This is a genomic window from Microbacterium gawkjiense (genome assembly GCF_031932225.1).
GTDB lineage: Bacteria > Actinomycetota > Actinomycetes > Actinomycetales > Microbacteriaceae > Microbacterium > Microbacterium gawkjiense.
On record NZ_JAUZVV010000001.1, the window covers coordinates 142,263 to 157,652 of the forward strand.

The window sequence follows — 15,390 nt, forward strand, 5'->3', positions numbered from 1 at the left end:
GTCAGTCCCCCGCCAGCTCGACGACGACGTTCGTGGCCTTCACCGACGCGCGCGCCGTCGTCCCGACCTCGAGCTGCAACTCGCGCACCGCCTCGGCCGACAGCAGCGACACCACCCGGTGGGGACCGGCCTGGATGTCGACCTGCGCCATGACCCCGTCGACCTGCACCCGCGTGACGATCCCGACGAAGCTGTTGCGCGCGCTGGAGCGATGCTCGAAGCCGTCACCGGGATCGTTCGCCATGGTCACCGCGAACGCTGCGAGGGCTTCGCCGGGGATCTCGGCGGGCACCGCATCGGTCACGGGGAGCAGGCCCTGGTCTATCCAGCGCCGCACGGAGTCGTCGCTCACACCCAGCAGACGGGCGGCCCGGGCCACACGGTAGGTCGTCATGGTTCGATCATGCCGCACACGCGGCTGATTCGGGGCCTACGATGCCGCATATGCGGACCCGTTCGCTCGTAGGCATCCGATTCCGCGACGGGCCCTGCCATCACCGAGACACGTACACTCGGGACATGCGCCCGTTGGTCGATCCCGTGCCCGAGTTGGATCCCGACGAGCGCCGGCGCACCGCGCGCCACACGGTGCTGAAGGGCATCGGCGACGAGGGGCAGCGACGGCTCGCGAACACCCGCGTCGCCGTCGTGGGTGCGGGCGGCATCGGCTCGCCGGCGATCCTCGCGCTCGCCGCCGCGGGCGTCGGCGAGATCATCGTCGTCGACGACGACACCGTCGAGCTGCACAACCTGCAGCGCCAGATCGCGCACCGCATCGAGGACATCGGCGTGCACAAGACCGAGAGCACCGTGCGCGCGGTCGCCGCCCTGTCCCCTGTCACCGTCGTGACCCCGATCACCGCGCGTCTCGACGAGAGCAACGCGCAGGAGTTCTTCGGGGGCGCCGACATCGTCATCGACACGAGCGACTCGTTCGCGACCCGTCGCGCCGTCGCGGCGGCCACTGAGGCGCTCGGGCTGCCGCTCGTCTGGGGAGCCGTGCGCGAATGGCACGCGCAGGTCACCGTCTTCTGGTCGCGGCCGACCGAGGGCGATCCCGTCGTGCTGAACGACCTGTTCGCCGTCGGGACGGAGGGCGATCCGCCGACGTGCGCGCAGGTCGGCGTGCTCGGCGCGCTCTGCGTGCAGGTGGGCGGCATCCTGGCCACCGAGGTTGTCAAGCTCGCGATCGGCAACGGCCAGCCGCTGCTCGGCCGCATGCTCGTGCTCGACGCGCTCTCGAGCCGCCAGCACGAGCTCCCGCTCCGCTCGGCGGCGACCGCGGCGGCCGGCGCATGAGCGGGCTCCGCAGCGTCGAGGACCAGCTCGTCCGCGTCCTCGCCGCCGTGCGCCCGATCGGCGGCGAGACGCTCCCCGTCGGCCACGCCGCGGGGCGCACGCTCACGGCACCGGCCCTCGCCGCGCACGACATCCCCCTCTTCGACAACTCCGCGATGGACGGGTTCGCCGTGCGCGCCGCCGACGTCGCCGCGGCGGGGCCGGGGCATCCCGTCTCGCTCCGTGTCGTCGCGGACCTGCCGGCGGGGGTCGCGACCGATCCGCCGCTCGCCGCGGGCGAGGCGGCGCGCATCATGACTGGCTCACCGACGCCGACCGACGCCGACGCGATCGTGCCGTTCGAGAGCACGGCCGGCGGCCTGGCCGACTCGCTCGGCACCGTCGAGGTGCTCGAGGCGCCGACGCCGGGCGCGTTCATCCGCCGCCGCGGCGCGGACCTGCGCACCGGCGATGTCGTGATCGATGCGGGCGAGCGCCTGGGACCGTTCCAGGTGGCCGCGGCAGTCGCGGCGGGCATCGACGTGGTGACCGTCGCCCGAGCACCCCGCGTCGCCGTGATCTCCACCGGCAGCGAGCTGCTCGCTCCGGGTGAGCCCGTCCGGCGGGGGCTCATTCCCGACTCGAACGGACCGCTCCTCGCGCAGCTCGTCGTCGAAGCGGATGCCGAGCTCGTCCTCACCTCCCGCGTGTCGGACGACGGTGCGGAGGTCGCGCAGGTGACCGCCGACGCCCGCGCGGCCGGGGCCGACGTCATCGTCTTCACCGGCGGCGTGAGCGCCGGCGCCTACGAACCCGTCCGTGCCGCCTTCGACGGCCACGGCGAGGTCGAGTTCACCCGGGTATCCATGCAGCCGGGCAAGCCGCAGGCGTTCGGCACAGTGGGTGACGGATGCCTCGTGTTCGGCCTTCCCGGCAACCCGGTCAGCGTCGCCGTGTCGTTCGAGGTGTTCGTGCGCCCCGCCCTCCTCGCCCTGCAGGGTCGCTCGGTCATCCAGCGCCCGCGGGTCACCCTCACCGCCGCGGAGTCGTGGACAACACCGCCTGGGCGTCGCCAATACCTGCCCGCGGTCGTCGACCTCGTCGCCCGCACGGTGCGCCCCGCGACGGCGGGCGGCTCGGGCTCGCACCTGGCCGGCGGGCTGGCACGGGCATCCGCGTTCGCGATCGTTCCCGCCGAGGTCGCACGCGTGGCCGTCGGCGACGACGTAGATGTCATGCTGGTGGGATGAGCTTTCCCCACCTCGATTCGGCCGGCCGGGCGCACATGGTCGACGTCACAGCGAAGACCCCGACGGTCCGCACGGCGACCGCCCGCGGGTTCGTCCGGTGCAGCGCCGACGTGATCGCCGCGCTCCGCGACGGCACCGCGCCGAAGGGCGACGTGCTCGCCGTGGCCCGGATCGCCGGCATCCAGGCGGCGAAGTCCACCGCCACGCTGCTGCCCCTGGCGCACGTCATCGGCGTGCACCGGGCATCCGTCGAACTCGACATCACCGACGAGGGCGTCGAGATCGAGGCGACCGTCGGCACCGCCGACCGCACCGGCGTCGAGATGGAGGCCATCACCTCGGTGTCGGTCGCGGCGCTCGCCGTCGTCGACATGATCAAGGGACTCGACCGCGCGGTCGTCATCGAGAACGTCCGCATCGTCGCGAAGTCCGGCGGGCGCTCGGGCGACTGGGTGCGCACCGGCGAGGAGGAGCGGGCATGACCCTCGTGCGCTACTTCGCGGCAGCCGCCGAGGCCGCCGGAACCGAGAGCGAGGAGCGGACCGAGGCGACCCTCGACGAGCTCCGCACCGCCGTGCTCGACGAGCACCCGAAGCTGTGGTTCGTGCTGCCCGACTGCGCCGTGCTGGTCGACGGCGTGCGGACCGACGGCGACGCCTCGCTCGCCGACGCGCGCCTCATCGACGTGCTGCCGCCGTTCGCCGGAGGATAAGGGCGGGTGGGTGAGCGCGGTTCAGCCGCCGATGCCCTTCCAGGCCGTCGTGCCGTCCTCCTCGACCTGACGCTTCCACACCGGCAGGTCGGTCTTGATCGTCTCGATGATCGCGCGGCAGACCTCGAACGCCTCGGCGCGATGCTCCGACGCGACCGCGATGACGACTGCCGCGTCGCCGACGGCGAGGCTGCCGACGCGGTGGCTGACGGCGACGACGGCGTCCGCGGCATCCCCCGCCTCCGCGGCGATGCGGTGCAACGTCGCCTCGGCGTCGGGGTGGGAGCTGTACTCGAGCCCGACGACCGTGGTCGCGGCATCCGGATCGTTGTCGCGCACCCGCCCGATGAACGTCGTCACCGCGCCGTATCGGGGGTCCTCGACGGCGCGCAGATGCGCCTCGACGTCGAGCGCGGTTTCTTCGAGCCGCGCGATCCGCACCGTATTCACGAGTGGTCCCCGCCCTTCGCCTGATCGACCACGTGCCGGGCGACCGACACGATCACCGGGATGCCGGAGGCCACCGCTCGGGTCGAGCCCGGGAGGTTGACGATCAGCGCCCCCTCGGGCTCGACGACGCCCGCGACGCAGCGGGAGAGCAGCGACATGGGGGTGTCGGCGAGGCCGACGCGGCGGAGCTCCTCGGCGATGCCCGGGATCGCTCGCGTCACCACGCGCTCCGTGCCCTCGGGGGTGCGGTCTCGCGGACCCACTCCGGTGCCGCCGGTCGTGACGATGAGCCGGGCCGGGGTCGCGAGCGCACGGCGGAGCGCCTGCTCCACGGCATCCGCTCCGTCGGGGACGATCTCGCTGCCGTCGCACGGAATGCCGGCCTCGCCGAGGAGCGCGACGGCGAGCGGCCCGCCGCGGTCCTCTCGTTCGCCGGATGCCGAGCGGTCGGACACCGTGATGACGTAGGCGCGGAGGGTCACGTGCTCACCCTAGGCGGTCGCCAGCAGGCGGTCACGAGACGGTGATGAGCGAGCGCTGCCACCCGGTCGAGCCGTCGGGGGCAATCGGCGCGCGCTCCTCGATCTGGGTCTCGCCGTTCTTGTTGATCGCACGCACCGCGATGTAGTGGGGGCCGGGCGTGGCGTCCCACTCGAGGACCCACTGCACCCAGGTGTCCTCGTTGATCGGCGTCGAGAGCTTCGCCGACTGCCAATCGCCGTCGTCGATGCTGACCTCGACGCGCTCGATGCCCACAGTCTGCGCCCACGCGACGCCCGCGAGGGGCACCTTGCCGGACGCGACCGGGGTACCGCTCTTCGGGGTGTCGAGACGTGAGGAGAACTTGATGGGCGCCTCGGCGGAGTATCCGCGCGGGGTCCAGTACGCCTCGTCTGCGGCGAAGGTGGTGATCTTGAGCTCGGTCACCCACTTGGTCGCCGAGACGTAGCCGTAGAGCCCGGGGATCACCATGCGGACGGGGAAGCCGTGCTCAGGCGGCAGCGGCTCGCCGTTCATCGCCACGGCCAGGATCGCGTCGATGTTCTCGTCGGTCCCGGCCGACAGCGGAGTGCTGGCCGTGTACCCGTCGACGCTGCGGGAGAGGATCATGTCGGCATCCGCCTTCGGCCCCGCCATCTTGAGCACCTCACGCAGTGGCACGCCCTGCCAGATGGCGTTGCCGACGAGCCCACCGCCGACCTCGTTCGAGACGCACGTGAGCGTGATCGCGTACTCGTCGAGGCCCATGTCGAGCAGGTCCTGGAAGGTCAGCTCGACGCGCTGGTCGACCATCCCGTCGATGACGAGCCGCCACGTCGAGGGGTCGACCGTGGGCACGGTGAGCGCCGTGTCGACGCGGTAGAAGTCCGCGTTGGGGGTGATCAGGGGGCTGATGCCCTTCACGTCGAGCTCGGCACCCGCGGGGATCGTCACGGTGCTTCTCGGGGCCGGCAGCTTGAGCGCCCGACGGATGGCGTCGGCCGAGGCGGTGGCGGCGCTCACGGCGCGCGCCGTAACGCCCACGACCACAGCGGATGCCCCGGCGATGGCGGTCGTCAGCAGGAAACGGCGGCGGTCGAGGCCCTCTGCCTCACCGGTGTGGGTGTCGCCTCGCCAGCCGCGCAGCCACCGTCCGAGCAGGAACAGGACCGCGGCGGAGCCGAGCGTGCCGAGCGTGGGCGGGAGGAACGCCAGCGGCGTGGCGTCGGCGCGGGTGACGATCGCCGCACCCGACAGGATCCCCGCGACGAAGAGCGCTATCACGCCGACGGGCGGTCGCACGTACTCGAGGATGCCGGCGATCGCCGACGCGATCGCGACCGCGAGGCCGAGCCCCGCGAGCAGAGCAACCTTGTCGTACTCGCCGAACGTCGTAATCGCGAACTCCTTGAGCGGCCGCGGCACGATGTCGACGACGAACGATCCCACGGCGAGGATCGGACTCGCCGTGCTCGAGAACAGGAGGGCTGCGAGTTCCGCGATGGCGAGGAACACCGCGCCCGCGACGATCCCCGAGAGGGCGGCCCACAGAGTGAACCGCTTACCGCTGGTGTGAGTGCTCATGTCATCCCTTCAACAGGTGTTCGGAGCGAACACGCGATCGGATGAACCGAGGAGCGGCACGCGAGGCGAGCTGATGCGTCTCAGTCTGGCTGGTCGTGTGAGCGAAAGCTCGCTCTTGCGGATCAGTGCGTCGGCAAGGCAGCGGCGAGGGTGTCCGCCCCGGGCCTGTCGGGGCACAGTGCGAGCATTCCTTCCACCTCGTAGATCTGGTTCCCGCTGAGCGGGTCGATGCTGAGGTATCCGTTGTCGGTGATCGCGCACTGGGCGTGCAGACCCACCAACGCCTCCTCCCGGTCCCCGGCGTACGCGGGGAGCGCCAAATCGATCGCCGCTTCCTGCTCCGGCGTGACAACAGAGCCGTGTTTGAACGGCTCGCACGAAGTGACCGTCGGCATCGCCCACACCTCTTCCCAGCTGGCGAACTCCCCTTCCAGCTCACCGCTTTCGGGCGTGAAGCATCGGTAGGTGAATGTCACCGGCTCAGGCTCCTCGGACGAGGGCGGATTCCCTCCGTCAGGCGGCGACGTGGTGGGAGGTGGCGACGTCGCGACGCCGTGCTCCGGAGCCGTGGACGTCGGTGTCGGGGCGGGCGTCGGCGTCGAGGGAGGCGTCGGGAGCGCCGTTCCCGTCGGTGTTGTTGCGACAGTGGAGCTCTGGGTCAGCTGAGCCGTGCCGATCGCTGCCACCGTGATCGCCGCAACGACTACCGCCGCGAAAGAGACCGCGAAGGTCTGCGCTCGCAGACGCCGTCGCCGTGAGATGGTCGTCGCGCCGCGACGAAGCATCTCGTGAAAATTCCTGCGCTCGGCAGGAGTGAGTTCGGGACCGTTCATCGGGCCACCAGTCCTTCCAGTTCTCCGCGCAATCGCGCTTTCGCTCTCGCGAGTCTCGACTTGACCGTTCCCGCAGGAACACCGAGTGCGTCTGCGGTTTCTCGTTCGGAGTAGCCCTCGAGGACGGCGAGGACGATGACATGCCTTTCCCTGGCGGGCAGTCGCTTCAATGCAGCGAGAACCCCCGACTCATCGACGTCCGACCGATCAGTCCGTTCAGGAATGGGGGCGCGACGCAGCAAGTCACGGTAGCGTCGGCGCGATCTCTCCAGGTTGAGGGCGGCGTTGCTCACCGCGGTGAACAGCCAGGGGACAGGCGACCCTGCGACCAGATGAACGGCGCGGCGCCGACGCCAGAGCTCGAAGAGGCCGATCGCGACGGCATCCTTTGCATCGTCGGCAACGTCGAGTGTCCGCGCCGCGTGTCGCAGGAGGCGCCTTTCATGACGTTCGAAGAGGCGCGTCAGACCTCGCGGGTCATCGGCGAGCACCAGCGCCCAATCGGCGGCGTCATCGTCATTCACACCTGTTAGTGTCCGGTCGGCTCCGAATGGTTCCAAAGTGATCGTCGAGATCGCGAAAACCGTCGGCACGCAGACTCGAGCCATCGGCGTGCGGGGGCGGGCCGTCGACGGCGTCGAGTAGTGTCGGCCCGGTGACCCCCGCGCACCTCGCCGATCGTCTCGAGAAGACACCCGGGCCCCAGCTCCCCTCGCACCCGGCGATCGCCGTGTGGCGCGCAGCGGCATCCGCCGACATCGACGCGATCCACGCGGTCGTCAGCGCGGCCGACGCGGTCGACCACCCCACGTGGACGACTCCGCGGCAGGACGTGGCCGAGGCGTTCGAGTCGACGCACATCGACCCCGCGCGGGACACCCTGGTCGCCGTCACCGCCGACGGCGAGATCGTCGCGACCGGCGTCAGCGCACTTCACCCGTCGCGGGCCGGAGGGATGCTGTCGGTCGACCTGAGCGGTGCGGTCCACCCGCAGTGGCGCCGCCGCGGCATCGGCACCGCACTGCTGCGCTGGCTCGACGCGCGGGCGCAGCAGCAGGTCGCGCGGGCGGCGCAATCGCTCGAGGGCGGCGGGTCGGAGGGTCGGCTCAAGGCGTACGTCGAAGAGCCCAACACCGACCACGCCACGATCCTCGCGGCGCAGGGGTACACGGCCGAGCGCTGGTTCTCGACGATGGAGCGCGACCTCGCCCAGCCCGTCACCACCCTTCCGGTGCCGGAGGGCATCTCTCTCGTGCCGTACCACCGGGCACGGGATGCCGACGCGCTCGCCGCGCGCAACGACGCCTTCCGAGACCATTGGGGAAGCCTGCCGTCGAACGAGGAACGCTGGCAGCAGTTCGTCGGCGGCGACTTCTTCCGCCCCGACCTGTCCCGCATGGCCGTTACGGACGACGGGCAGCTCGTCGCGTTCTGCCTCGCCTCGGTTAACGAGGAGGACTTCGCGGCGCTCGGGGCATCCCACGCCTACATCGACCTGATCGGCGTCGTCCGGTCGCACCGAAAGCAGGGGCTCGCACCGCTCGTCATCGCGGCCGCCCTCGAGGCGATCACGGCCGAGGGGCTGGAGCGTGCCGTGCTCGATGTCGACACCGACTCCCCCACCGGAGCCAACCGGCTCTACGAGGGGGTCGGGTTCGTCGCGACGCACCGGGTCGTCGCGATGGTGCGGCGGCTCTGAGGGCCATCGAGCTCTTGGCGGCGGTCAGCGGCCTCCGTCCGTGAACGGCCAAGCGACGGTCAGCCGCAGGTCTTCGTCGTCGCGGGGCGAGTTGTGCCAGATCTCCCGCGGCGGGCCGACCGGCGTGCCCCCGGCATCCGTGATCCATGCGTGCACCTCGTCGTAGAGCGCCAGGATCTCGGGGAAGTCGGTCTCGCGGCCCTCGGCGTGGCGGAGCGCGAGCTGGCCGCCCGTCATCCGATAGCTGCGGACGCCGTCGGTTTCGTCGATGAGGCCGTCGACGGGCAGCACGATCTCGAGCGGACCGTCGGAGTCGCCGGTGACGGGGGCGTGGAAGACCCCGAACGGGTCGCCCGTCGGAGTGAGCCCGGCGCGTGCGGCGACCTGCCGGAGCCGGGTCGTCTCGGTGTGGATGATCTCGTCCATCTCGTGCGGCGCCATCCGGCGCATGACGCTGAGCACGGGCCGGTCGGCCTCGATCGTGGTCTCGACAGCGGACATGGGGGTCTCCTTCGTGAGATGGAGCCGCGCTCGGGCGAGCACGGCGTCGTTTGCCTGCACGCGGCGGTGCATCGAGGCGACCGCGGCGTCGAGCAGGGCGACCGCGCCCGCGGGGTCGGCCTCGGCGCGGTCGAGGATCGCGGCGATCTGCTCGAGCGACAGGTCGGCCGAGCGCAGCAACGCGATCAGCCATCCGGTAGGCACCTGGTCGGGCGAGTAGTAGCGGTAGCCGGTGCTCTCATCGATGCGGCGCGGCTGCAGCAGCCCGCGCTCGGCGTAGATCCGCAGCGCCTTCGCGGACAGCAGCGTCTCTGCGCCGAACCGTCCGGCGGTCATCCACTCCTCGTGTTCTGTCACGTGCTCAGCCTCGGCCATGCCCCTGGGGCGAGGTCAAGCACCGATAGCGTGAGCCTGCGGCGCGGGCGGCGCGTCGCGTCGGCAAGGGAGGAGGCTTACGAGATGCCGGAGAAGGATAGACCGACCCGGCGCGGCACGTTCCTCATCGCGTGCGCGGCCGCACTCGGCGTGATCGCGCTCGTCTACATCTCCGGGCTGCAGGTCGGTTTCGGAGCGAGGTGGGGGCTCTTCAGCGGAGCGCTCGCGTTCCCGGGCATCGTGTTCGCCGGGCTGCTAGCCGCCTCTCTCGTGCTGAGCGCTGTGGCCGTGGCATCCGGCCGCGCATCGCGCTCAGCACGCATCGTCACCGGCAGCGTGTCGGCGGGCCTCCTCGCAGCGATGGTGGTGACCCTCGCGGTGACGCCGGCGCCGGTACCCCCGGAGTCCCTTCCCGCTCGCTCCGCCGACGCTCTCCGCCTGCTCGCGTGGAACGTGCAGCAGACGGCGGAGAGCCCTGACGCGCGGAACCGACTGATCGAGACGCTCGAGCCGGATGTCGTCGTGTTCAGCGAGCTGTACGAGGGGAACCTCCAGTCCGGCGATGTGCCGGCGGGCTACGTCAGCTACGGGGTACGCGGCATCGCCGTCACCGTTCTGGTCGCCGACGACCTGCCGCCCTACCGCGTCAGCGCGGCGGACGACTCGGGCGCGACCTCTGGATTCGTACTGACTGCCGAGACCGACGGCGCCGCTCCCGAGATCGTCGCCGTGCACCTCGTCCGCCCCGGTATCGACGGGGACACGACTCTGCGGGATCGCGGCCTCGACTGGATCGCGGAGCAGTGCGCGTCACCCGATGCGATCGCCGCCGGAGATTTCAACGCCGTCGCCCCCAACATGCCACGCGGCAGGCTCGGCTTCTGCCGATCCGCTGCCGTGTTCGCACCGTCGTGGCCCGCGTCGATTCCGCCGCTGTTCGGCGCGGCGATCGACAACGTGCTCGTTTCCGAGAGGTGGGATGCCGAGAGAGTCGCGACCCTCGACGTCCCCGGCCTCCGCACCGACCACCGCCCGATCGTCGCGGACGTGGTGCCCGCCCTCATCGAGGGCGCCGCGCGCTGACGTCAGCGACGACGCGTTTCATCAGAGCAAGCACCGCCGCCGGCCTTTCGATCGCCGCGAAATGCCCGACGCCGTCCAGCGTCGTCTCGCGGAAGTCCACGATCGCGGCCGACAACGCCGCCGCATCCCCTTCACCCACGAAGACATCGCGGTCACCCTGGACCGCCCTGACCGGGCAGCGGATGCCGCGCCACGACGACTCGTCGTAGGCGGCGGCCGCACGGGCGGCGGCGACGAACGCAGCGGGACGGATCTCAGCGGCGAGCGCGCGGATGACAGAGGGGTCGATGTCGCGCGGCGCAGCGAAGAGAGGTGAGCTCAGCACGCGGAGCAATCCGGCCCGCTCGAGTCGACGCAGGAACCCCGCCGCCGCACCGCCCAGGGTGCGGAGGAACCGCATCGCGAGGAGCATCCCCGCCAATCCCGGCAGGCGCAGACCGCCTCGGATCGGTCGCCGCACGGCGTCGAACGCGGCGGCACCGGACGGGGACACGAGGACCACCCCGTCCGTCATCTCCGGGGCCCGGGCCGCGAGGTCCAAGGCCAGCGCACCCCCGAGTGAATGCCCGACGACCACCGAGCGCCGGTAACCCAGCCGCTCGATGACCTCGAGGACGGCGGTTGTCGTACGCACGATGTCGACACCGTCGCGCGGTGACTCGCTCTCACCCCAGCCAGGGAGATCGAACGCCACGACGTCCGGCAGCGGCGCCCCGCTGCGAGCGGCCTCTTCCAGCAACGGCGTCCAGGTGGTCCATGACCCTGCCGCGCCGTGCAGGAATACGGTGGCGACCGGTCCACGCCGATCACCCACGCGTACCGAGACGACACCGACTGCCGTCGGGACCCGGACCGTCCGCAGGCCCAGAGCCGCGGCATCCGTCGTCAGCCGAGATCGCGCCGTCGACGGCGTCTCGCGGTGCTCGCTCCCCCTCACAGTGGTGATTCGTCGCGGTGACGACATCGGATCGGCGAGCACCGGCATCCGCTCTCTGCGCGTCCACCACCCAACTGCTTCTCGGCTGGGCCCACACACCCACTGGACGGGACGGGTGATCATGAGAACACGCGCAGACGCCCTCGAGGCGTGGGAGGAGCAGGTCGCCCTCTTCGCCATCGTCAAGCTCGATCCCGACGGCATCGTCCGCGGCTGGAACGCCGGTGCCGAGACGCTCAAGGGGTACACGGCCGACGAGATCAGAAGATCGTGCGTGACATCAGCGGCGAGAAGCGCGCCGAGGATGAGCAGGTCTCGCTGCAGCGCACCTTCGCCCACGACTTGATCTCGCCCGTGACGGCCCTGCGCGGCTATCTCGACCTGCTCGAGGAGGATCTGGGCGGCGAGAACCGGCACCTCCGCCTCGCGATCGAGACCAGCGAGCATCGCGGGGCGATGGCGAGCGTGCTCATGGCGGACGCGTCCCGGAACGCCCGCGAACGTCAGCGGACGTTCGACGTGGGACGGCGGGTCGGGGATCGGGCTGGCGAGTGTCGCGGCGTCCATCTCCGAGCACCGCGGCACCCTCGGGATCGACAGCGAGGTCGGCGTCGGGACGACCGTCACGATCACGCTACCGCTCGCCTGAGTCCGCGTCCGGGGCGCGGAGGTCCGCGGCGCTCTACTCCGGGTCCTCGGTTGCGGCGCAGTCTGGCGCGATGACGAACTGGCCGTCGCTGGTCGCGGCCACCAACCGCCCGTTGAGCCAATACCGCACGACGTATCCCTCCGACCGGTGGACCTCACCGCCGCCGACAGGGGCGACGGCGAATATCACGGTCATCTCCGGACCCGCGTCGACCACCGTGCCGCGGACGTCGAGCCGGCGATCCCAGAACCGAGGATCCGGCGGGTAGGCGTCGGCGCCGAGGCTCGTGCTGTTCTCGATGGGGACAAGGTAGGTCTCTCGAAGTTCGAGACCTTCGGGATCCACGAGCTCGACCGAATCCATCACGACCGCCGCCCCCTCGGACGCTCTTGCGACATCGCCGAAGGTGATCATCCGCCCATCCGATGGGGCGCAGACCTCGTAGCCGCTCCCGAGCGTCACGGGAGGCTCGGACGCGCAGCCCGTCAGACCTGTGGTGACGACGAGGCAGCCGGCCACGGCGGTCACGAGGGAGTGGCGCACGCGCTCACCCTGGCACAGATGCGGGACCCCCGCACCCGGGACTCAGCCGATGCGCGCGCGGAGGGCCTCGGCATCCGTCTCACCGTCGACCAGCACTGCGCGCGCGAGGTCACGGGCGTCCTCGACGTTCCAGAGCAGCACGCCGACGGGAGCGCCGGACTCGTCGCGGTAGTAGACGACCGTCCGGTCCGCGTCGAGGTCGACGACGAGGGGATCCTTCTCGGGATCGAGCGCGCCGACCGCCTCCCATCGCACGCCGAACACGGCCGAATAGAAGTACGGCGTGTGCGTGTACGGCAGGCGCTCCCCCGCCATGGAGCGGCCGACCGCGGCACCCATCTCGTTCGCGTTGTCGACGTGCTCGACGCGCGTGCGCCCGAGGATCGGGTCGGGGTACGACGCGATGTCGCCCGCAGCCCAGATTGCGTCGTCGCTCGTGACGAGGTGCTCGTCGACGACGACGCCCTCATCGACGACGAGGCCCGCCTGCTGGGCGAGGTCGGTCACGGGGTCGACGCCGAGGCCGAGCACGACGATGTCCGCCGGCCGCTCGTCGCCGCCCTCGAGCACGACGTGCAGGCGGTTCCCCTCCGTCCGGACCTCTTCGACGCGCGCGTTCGGGCGGAACTCGACCCCTCCGTCACGGAACAGCTGCTCGTAACGCCGGGCGAGCTCGGGCGGGAACGTGCCGTCGCCGAGGACCTCGGACGGGAACACCAGCTCGGTCTCGACGCCGTTCTGCACGAGCGCGGCCGCGATCTCCGCGCCGATGTAGCCGCCGCCGACCACGACGGCGCGACCGCCCTGCGCCGCGAGTTCGCGCAACCGTCGATAGTCGTCCGCCGAGCGGAAGAACAGCACGCGGTCGTCCTCCGGCGCCGGGATCTCGCGGGGCTTCGAGCCGGTCGCGAGCAGCAGGCGGCGGTAGCCGAGCTCGTGCCCCTCACCGATCGAGACCGTCTTCGCCTCGCGATCGATGGACGTGACGAGCGTCTCGAGCCGCAGCTCGGCGCCGGTCGCCTCGTCGGTGCCGAGCGGAACCTGGTCCCACGTGAAATCCGGGTCGGTCCAGAGCTTCTTCGACAGAGCCGGCCGCGTGTACGGCGGGTCGATGTCCGCGCTGAGGATCCCGATCGTCCCGTCCGGATCCAGTTCCCGGATGCCGCGCGCCGCCGCATCCGCCACCATCCCGCCGCCGACGATCAGATAGTCGTAGGTCCTCATCGCATCGCTCCGCTCGATTCGTTTGGGGCAACGGTAGGTGGGAGCGGTGGGATCGGCGGCGGGGTTGCGTGTGTGCGCGAGGGCGGTTAGGTGGGGGCGGTTGCGTGCGTGGGCGGGGGTGCGCGCGGAGCGGGTAGGTGGCGCGGATTCGGAGATGTGCGTCGGATTCGGATCGCGTGGGCTGGTGCATCCGAATCCGGCGACTCCCTCCGATTGCGGCGCCTTCACCTTGAGTCGCGCGTGCCGTCTGGGGCGGACCGAGTCGCTCTTCCCGCTCTCGCGAAGAATGAGAGGACTCTCATTTTTGGGGTGTGCACATCATGTGATCTGGGCCGGTTTTGCCGGGGTGGATGTCGGTGGCCAGTGGCAGAGTGCAGGTATGACGGATGCGGCGGAAACCCCCGGTGGCGAGGACTATCTCGCCATCCTGGCGGGCGTCGTTGCGGACGCGGGTGACGTCGCCGTCGAGCTTGCGCGGGCGCAGGTCCAGGAGCTGCGGATGCTCGCCGCCGCCGGCCGTCTCGCCGAAGCGCAGACCGCGCAGCGCAACGCCCGCGTGCAGGTCCACGACATGGCGCTGCGGTCTATCGCGGCCGAGGTCGGCGGGGTCATGCGTGTCACCGATCGGACCGTGCAACGGCGCATCGGCGAGGCGCGAACGATGATTGAAGGCTTCCCCGCGACGGTCGAGGCATGGGAGCAAGGCCGGATCGTCCGGGGCCGCGCGATCGCGATCCTCGAGACCGGGACGAGTCTGCCGGCGGAGTTGTGGCCCGAGTTCGAGCAGGTCGCGATCACCCGATGCGAGCGTGACACTCCCAACAGGGTGCGGGGAGAGTTGAAGATCCTCGCCCACCGGATGCACCCGCGCTCGTTCGCGGAACGGCACGAAGAAGCCGCCGCGACGCGATGCGTGCGGATCGTGCCGGGACGAGACGGGATGTCCGACGTGATCGCAACCGTCCCGACGGTGATCGCCGAGGGCATCCACGACCGACTCACGCAGCAAGCGCGCGCGATCATCGACACCCGCGACGAACGCATCGCTGCGCGCGGAGGTATCGGTGTCGCGTTCGGGGCCGCAGTCACGCAGCGCGACAGCGACAGCGACAGCGACAGCGAGGACGCTGCCGTGATCGTTGCCACTGACAACCGGTCCGCCGATCAGGTCCGGGCCGACGTGTTCGCCGACCTCTTGCTCGCGGGAACACCCACCCTCGACGACACCCGCGACACCAGCGCAGGCCCGCTGGGCGCGATCCGCGCCCGCGTGCAGGTCCTCGTCCCCGCCGCCACCCTCACGGGCGAGGACGATGGGCCATGCGACCTGACCGGCCGGTCCCCCATTGACCCGGCGACCGCCCGGACGCTCGCCGGCGGCACCCACATCTGGGAGCGCCTGTTTCACGACCCGACCACCGGGGTCACTGTCTCGACAGATTCGTACCGCGTCCCGTCCGGGATGCGCCGGTTCCTGCAAGCCCGGGACCAGCACTGCCGGTTCCCGGGTTGCCGCGTCGCGGCGATCCGCTGCGAAGTGGATCACACTCACGATCACGCGCTCGGCGGACGAACCGAGCTCACGAACCTCGCGCATCTGTGCCAACGGCATCACTCGATGAAGCAGTTCACCGCGTGGAGAGTGCGACAACTGAAGGGTGGAGTCCTGGAATGGACCTCACCCCTCGGCAGGACGTACCGCGAAGACGCCCCCACCCCGGCGGTCGCGTTCACCCCTGCCGAACCACCACCACCGCCGATCGCGCCAGCGGAACCCGCACCTTTCTGACGC

General features: G+C 70.9%; 19 protein-coding genes. 9 read left to right on the forward strand and 10 right to left on the reverse strand.

Annotated features, from left to right (window positions below):
• Nucleotide 1 precedes the first annotated feature (1 nt).
• Nucleotides 2–394: a TOBE domain-containing protein gene (locus Q9S71_RS00750; RefSeq protein ID WP_217530963.1), complete on the reverse strand. Its 393-nt coding sequence runs from the start codon at nucleotides 392–394 to the stop codon at nucleotides 2–4.
• A gap of 125 nt (nucleotides 395–519) precedes the next feature.
• On the opposite strand from Q9S71_RS00750, the gene Q9S71_RS00755 reads away from it, so the two are divergent.
• The 4 genes from Q9S71_RS00755 to Q9S71_RS00770 are packed head-to-tail and all read left to right on the forward strand — an operon-like array spanning nucleotide 520 to nucleotide 3,240.
• Nucleotides 520–1,299: a HesA/MoeB/ThiF family protein gene (locus tag Q9S71_RS00755; RefSeq protein WP_311860018.1), complete on the forward strand. Its 780-nt coding sequence runs from the start codon at nucleotides 520–522 to the stop codon at nucleotides 1,297–1,299.
• Entirely contained in the window at nucleotides 1,296–2,528 is a 1,233-nt protein-coding gene (locus Q9S71_RS00760) for a molybdopterin molybdotransferase MoeA (protein WP_311860019.1), read from the forward strand. The genes Q9S71_RS00755 and Q9S71_RS00760 overlap by 4 nt, the downstream gene beginning before the upstream one ends.
• Nucleotides 2,525–3,010, forward strand: a complete 486-nt coding sequence (gene moaC, locus Q9S71_RS00765; protein WP_311860020.1) for a cyclic pyranopterin monophosphate synthase MoaC — start codon at nucleotides 2,525–2,527, stop codon at nucleotides 3,008–3,010. Before Q9S71_RS00760 ends, moaC begins: the two co-directional genes overlap by 4 nt.
• Nucleotides 3,007–3,240, forward strand: coding sequence for a MoaD/ThiS family protein (locus Q9S71_RS00770; protein WP_311860021.1), 234 nt, complete (start codon nucleotides 3,007–3,009; stop codon nucleotides 3,238–3,240). The genes moaC and Q9S71_RS00770 overlap by 4 nt, the downstream gene beginning before the upstream one ends.
• Before the next feature lie 21 nt (nucleotides 3,241–3,261).
• Here the strand turns inward: Q9S71_RS00770 and Q9S71_RS00775 are convergent, their stop codons facing one another.
• From Q9S71_RS00775 to Q9S71_RS00795, 5 genes are all read right to left on the reverse strand, one after another.
• Nucleotides 3,262–3,690 (reverse strand): molybdenum cofactor biosynthesis protein MoaE, encoded by a 429-nt coding sequence (locus Q9S71_RS00775; protein WP_311860022.1) that lies wholly within the window; start codon nucleotides 3,688–3,690, stop codon nucleotides 3,262–3,264.
• Complete coding sequence (locus tag Q9S71_RS00780) at nucleotides 3,687–4,172, reverse strand: MogA/MoaB family molybdenum cofactor biosynthesis protein (RefSeq protein WP_311860023.1); 486 nt, start codon at nucleotides 4,170–4,172, stop codon at nucleotides 3,687–3,689. Before Q9S71_RS00780 ends, Q9S71_RS00775 begins: the two co-directional genes overlap by 4 nt.
• A 31-nt stretch (nucleotides 4,173–4,203) precedes the next feature.
• Complete coding sequence (locus tag Q9S71_RS00785; protein WP_311860024.1) at nucleotides 4,204–5,754, reverse strand: molybdopterin-dependent oxidoreductase; 1,551 nt, start codon at nucleotides 5,752–5,754, stop codon at nucleotides 4,204–4,206.
• Between the two features lie 122 nt (nucleotides 5,755–5,876).
• Entirely contained in the window at nucleotides 5,877–6,230 is a 354-nt protein-coding gene (locus Q9S71_RS00790) for a hypothetical protein (RefSeq protein ID WP_311860025.1), read from the reverse strand.
• Between the two features lie 353 nt (nucleotides 6,231–6,583).
• Nucleotides 6,584–7,111, reverse strand: coding sequence for an RNA polymerase sigma factor (locus Q9S71_RS00795; protein ID WP_311860026.1), 528 nt, complete (start codon nucleotides 7,109–7,111; stop codon nucleotides 6,584–6,586).
• Nucleotides 7,112–7,242: 131 nt separating this feature from the next.
• Here Q9S71_RS00795 and Q9S71_RS00800 point away from each other — a divergent pair, with 131 nt between their 5' ends.
• A complete protein-coding gene (locus Q9S71_RS00800; protein WP_311860027.1) occupies nucleotides 7,243–8,286 on the forward strand; it encodes a GNAT family N-acetyltransferase in 1,044 nt (347 codons plus the stop codon).
• 24 nt (nucleotides 8,287–8,310) lie between these two features.
• On the opposite strand, the gene Q9S71_RS00805 is transcribed toward Q9S71_RS00800, so the two are convergent.
• On the reverse strand, nucleotides 8,311–9,144 hold the full coding sequence (locus tag Q9S71_RS00805) for a MerR family transcriptional regulator (protein WP_311860028.1): 834 nt from the start codon (nucleotides 9,142–9,144) through the stop codon (nucleotides 8,311–8,313).
• Nucleotides 9,145–9,246: 102 nt separating this feature from the next.
• On the opposite strand from Q9S71_RS00805, the gene Q9S71_RS00810 reads away from it, so the two are divergent.
• Nucleotides 9,247–10,245, forward strand: coding sequence for an endonuclease/exonuclease/phosphatase family protein (locus Q9S71_RS00810; protein ID WP_311860029.1), 999 nt, complete (start codon nucleotides 9,247–9,249; stop codon nucleotides 10,243–10,245).
• Here the strand turns inward: Q9S71_RS00810 and Q9S71_RS00815 are convergent.
• Nucleotides 10,223–11,182 (reverse strand): alpha/beta fold hydrolase, encoded by a 960-nt coding sequence (locus Q9S71_RS00815; protein ID WP_311860030.1) that lies wholly within the window; start codon nucleotides 11,180–11,182, stop codon nucleotides 10,223–10,225. The two genes, Q9S71_RS00810 and Q9S71_RS00815, sit on opposite strands and share 23 nt — an antisense overlap.
• A gap of 121 nt (nucleotides 11,183–11,303) precedes the next feature.
• Here Q9S71_RS00815 and Q9S71_RS00820 point away from each other — a divergent pair, with 121 nt between their 5' ends.
• Both Q9S71_RS00820 and Q9S71_RS15090 read left to right on the forward strand, forming a co-directional pair.
• Nucleotides 11,304–11,528, forward strand: coding sequence for a hypothetical protein (locus tag Q9S71_RS00820; RefSeq protein ID WP_311860031.1), 225 nt, complete (start codon nucleotides 11,304–11,306; stop codon nucleotides 11,526–11,528).
• A gap of 99 nt (nucleotides 11,529–11,627) precedes the next feature.
• Nucleotides 11,628–11,831 (forward strand): ATP-binding protein, encoded by a 204-nt coding sequence (locus tag Q9S71_RS15090; protein WP_311861645.1) that lies wholly within the window; start codon nucleotides 11,628–11,630, stop codon nucleotides 11,829–11,831.
• 33 nt (nucleotides 11,832–11,864) lie between these two features.
• Here the strand turns inward: Q9S71_RS15090 and Q9S71_RS00830 are convergent, their stop codons facing one another.
• Nucleotides 11,865–12,374: a hypothetical protein gene (locus tag Q9S71_RS00830; RefSeq protein WP_311860032.1), complete on the reverse strand. Its 510-nt coding sequence runs from the start codon at nucleotides 12,372–12,374 to the stop codon at nucleotides 11,865–11,867.
• Nucleotides 12,375–12,416: 42 nt separating this feature from the next.
• A complete protein-coding gene (locus Q9S71_RS00835) occupies nucleotides 12,417–13,598 on the reverse strand; it encodes an NAD(P)/FAD-dependent oxidoreductase (protein ID WP_311860033.1) in 1,182 nt (393 codons plus the stop codon).
• Between the two features lie 379 nt (nucleotides 13,599–13,977).
• Between Q9S71_RS00835 and Q9S71_RS00840 the strand changes: the two genes are divergently transcribed.
• A complete protein-coding gene (locus Q9S71_RS00840; protein ID WP_311861650.1) occupies nucleotides 13,978–15,387 on the forward strand; it encodes an HNH endonuclease signature motif containing protein in 1,410 nt (469 codons plus the stop codon).
• Nucleotides 15,388–15,390 lie beyond the last annotated feature (3 nt).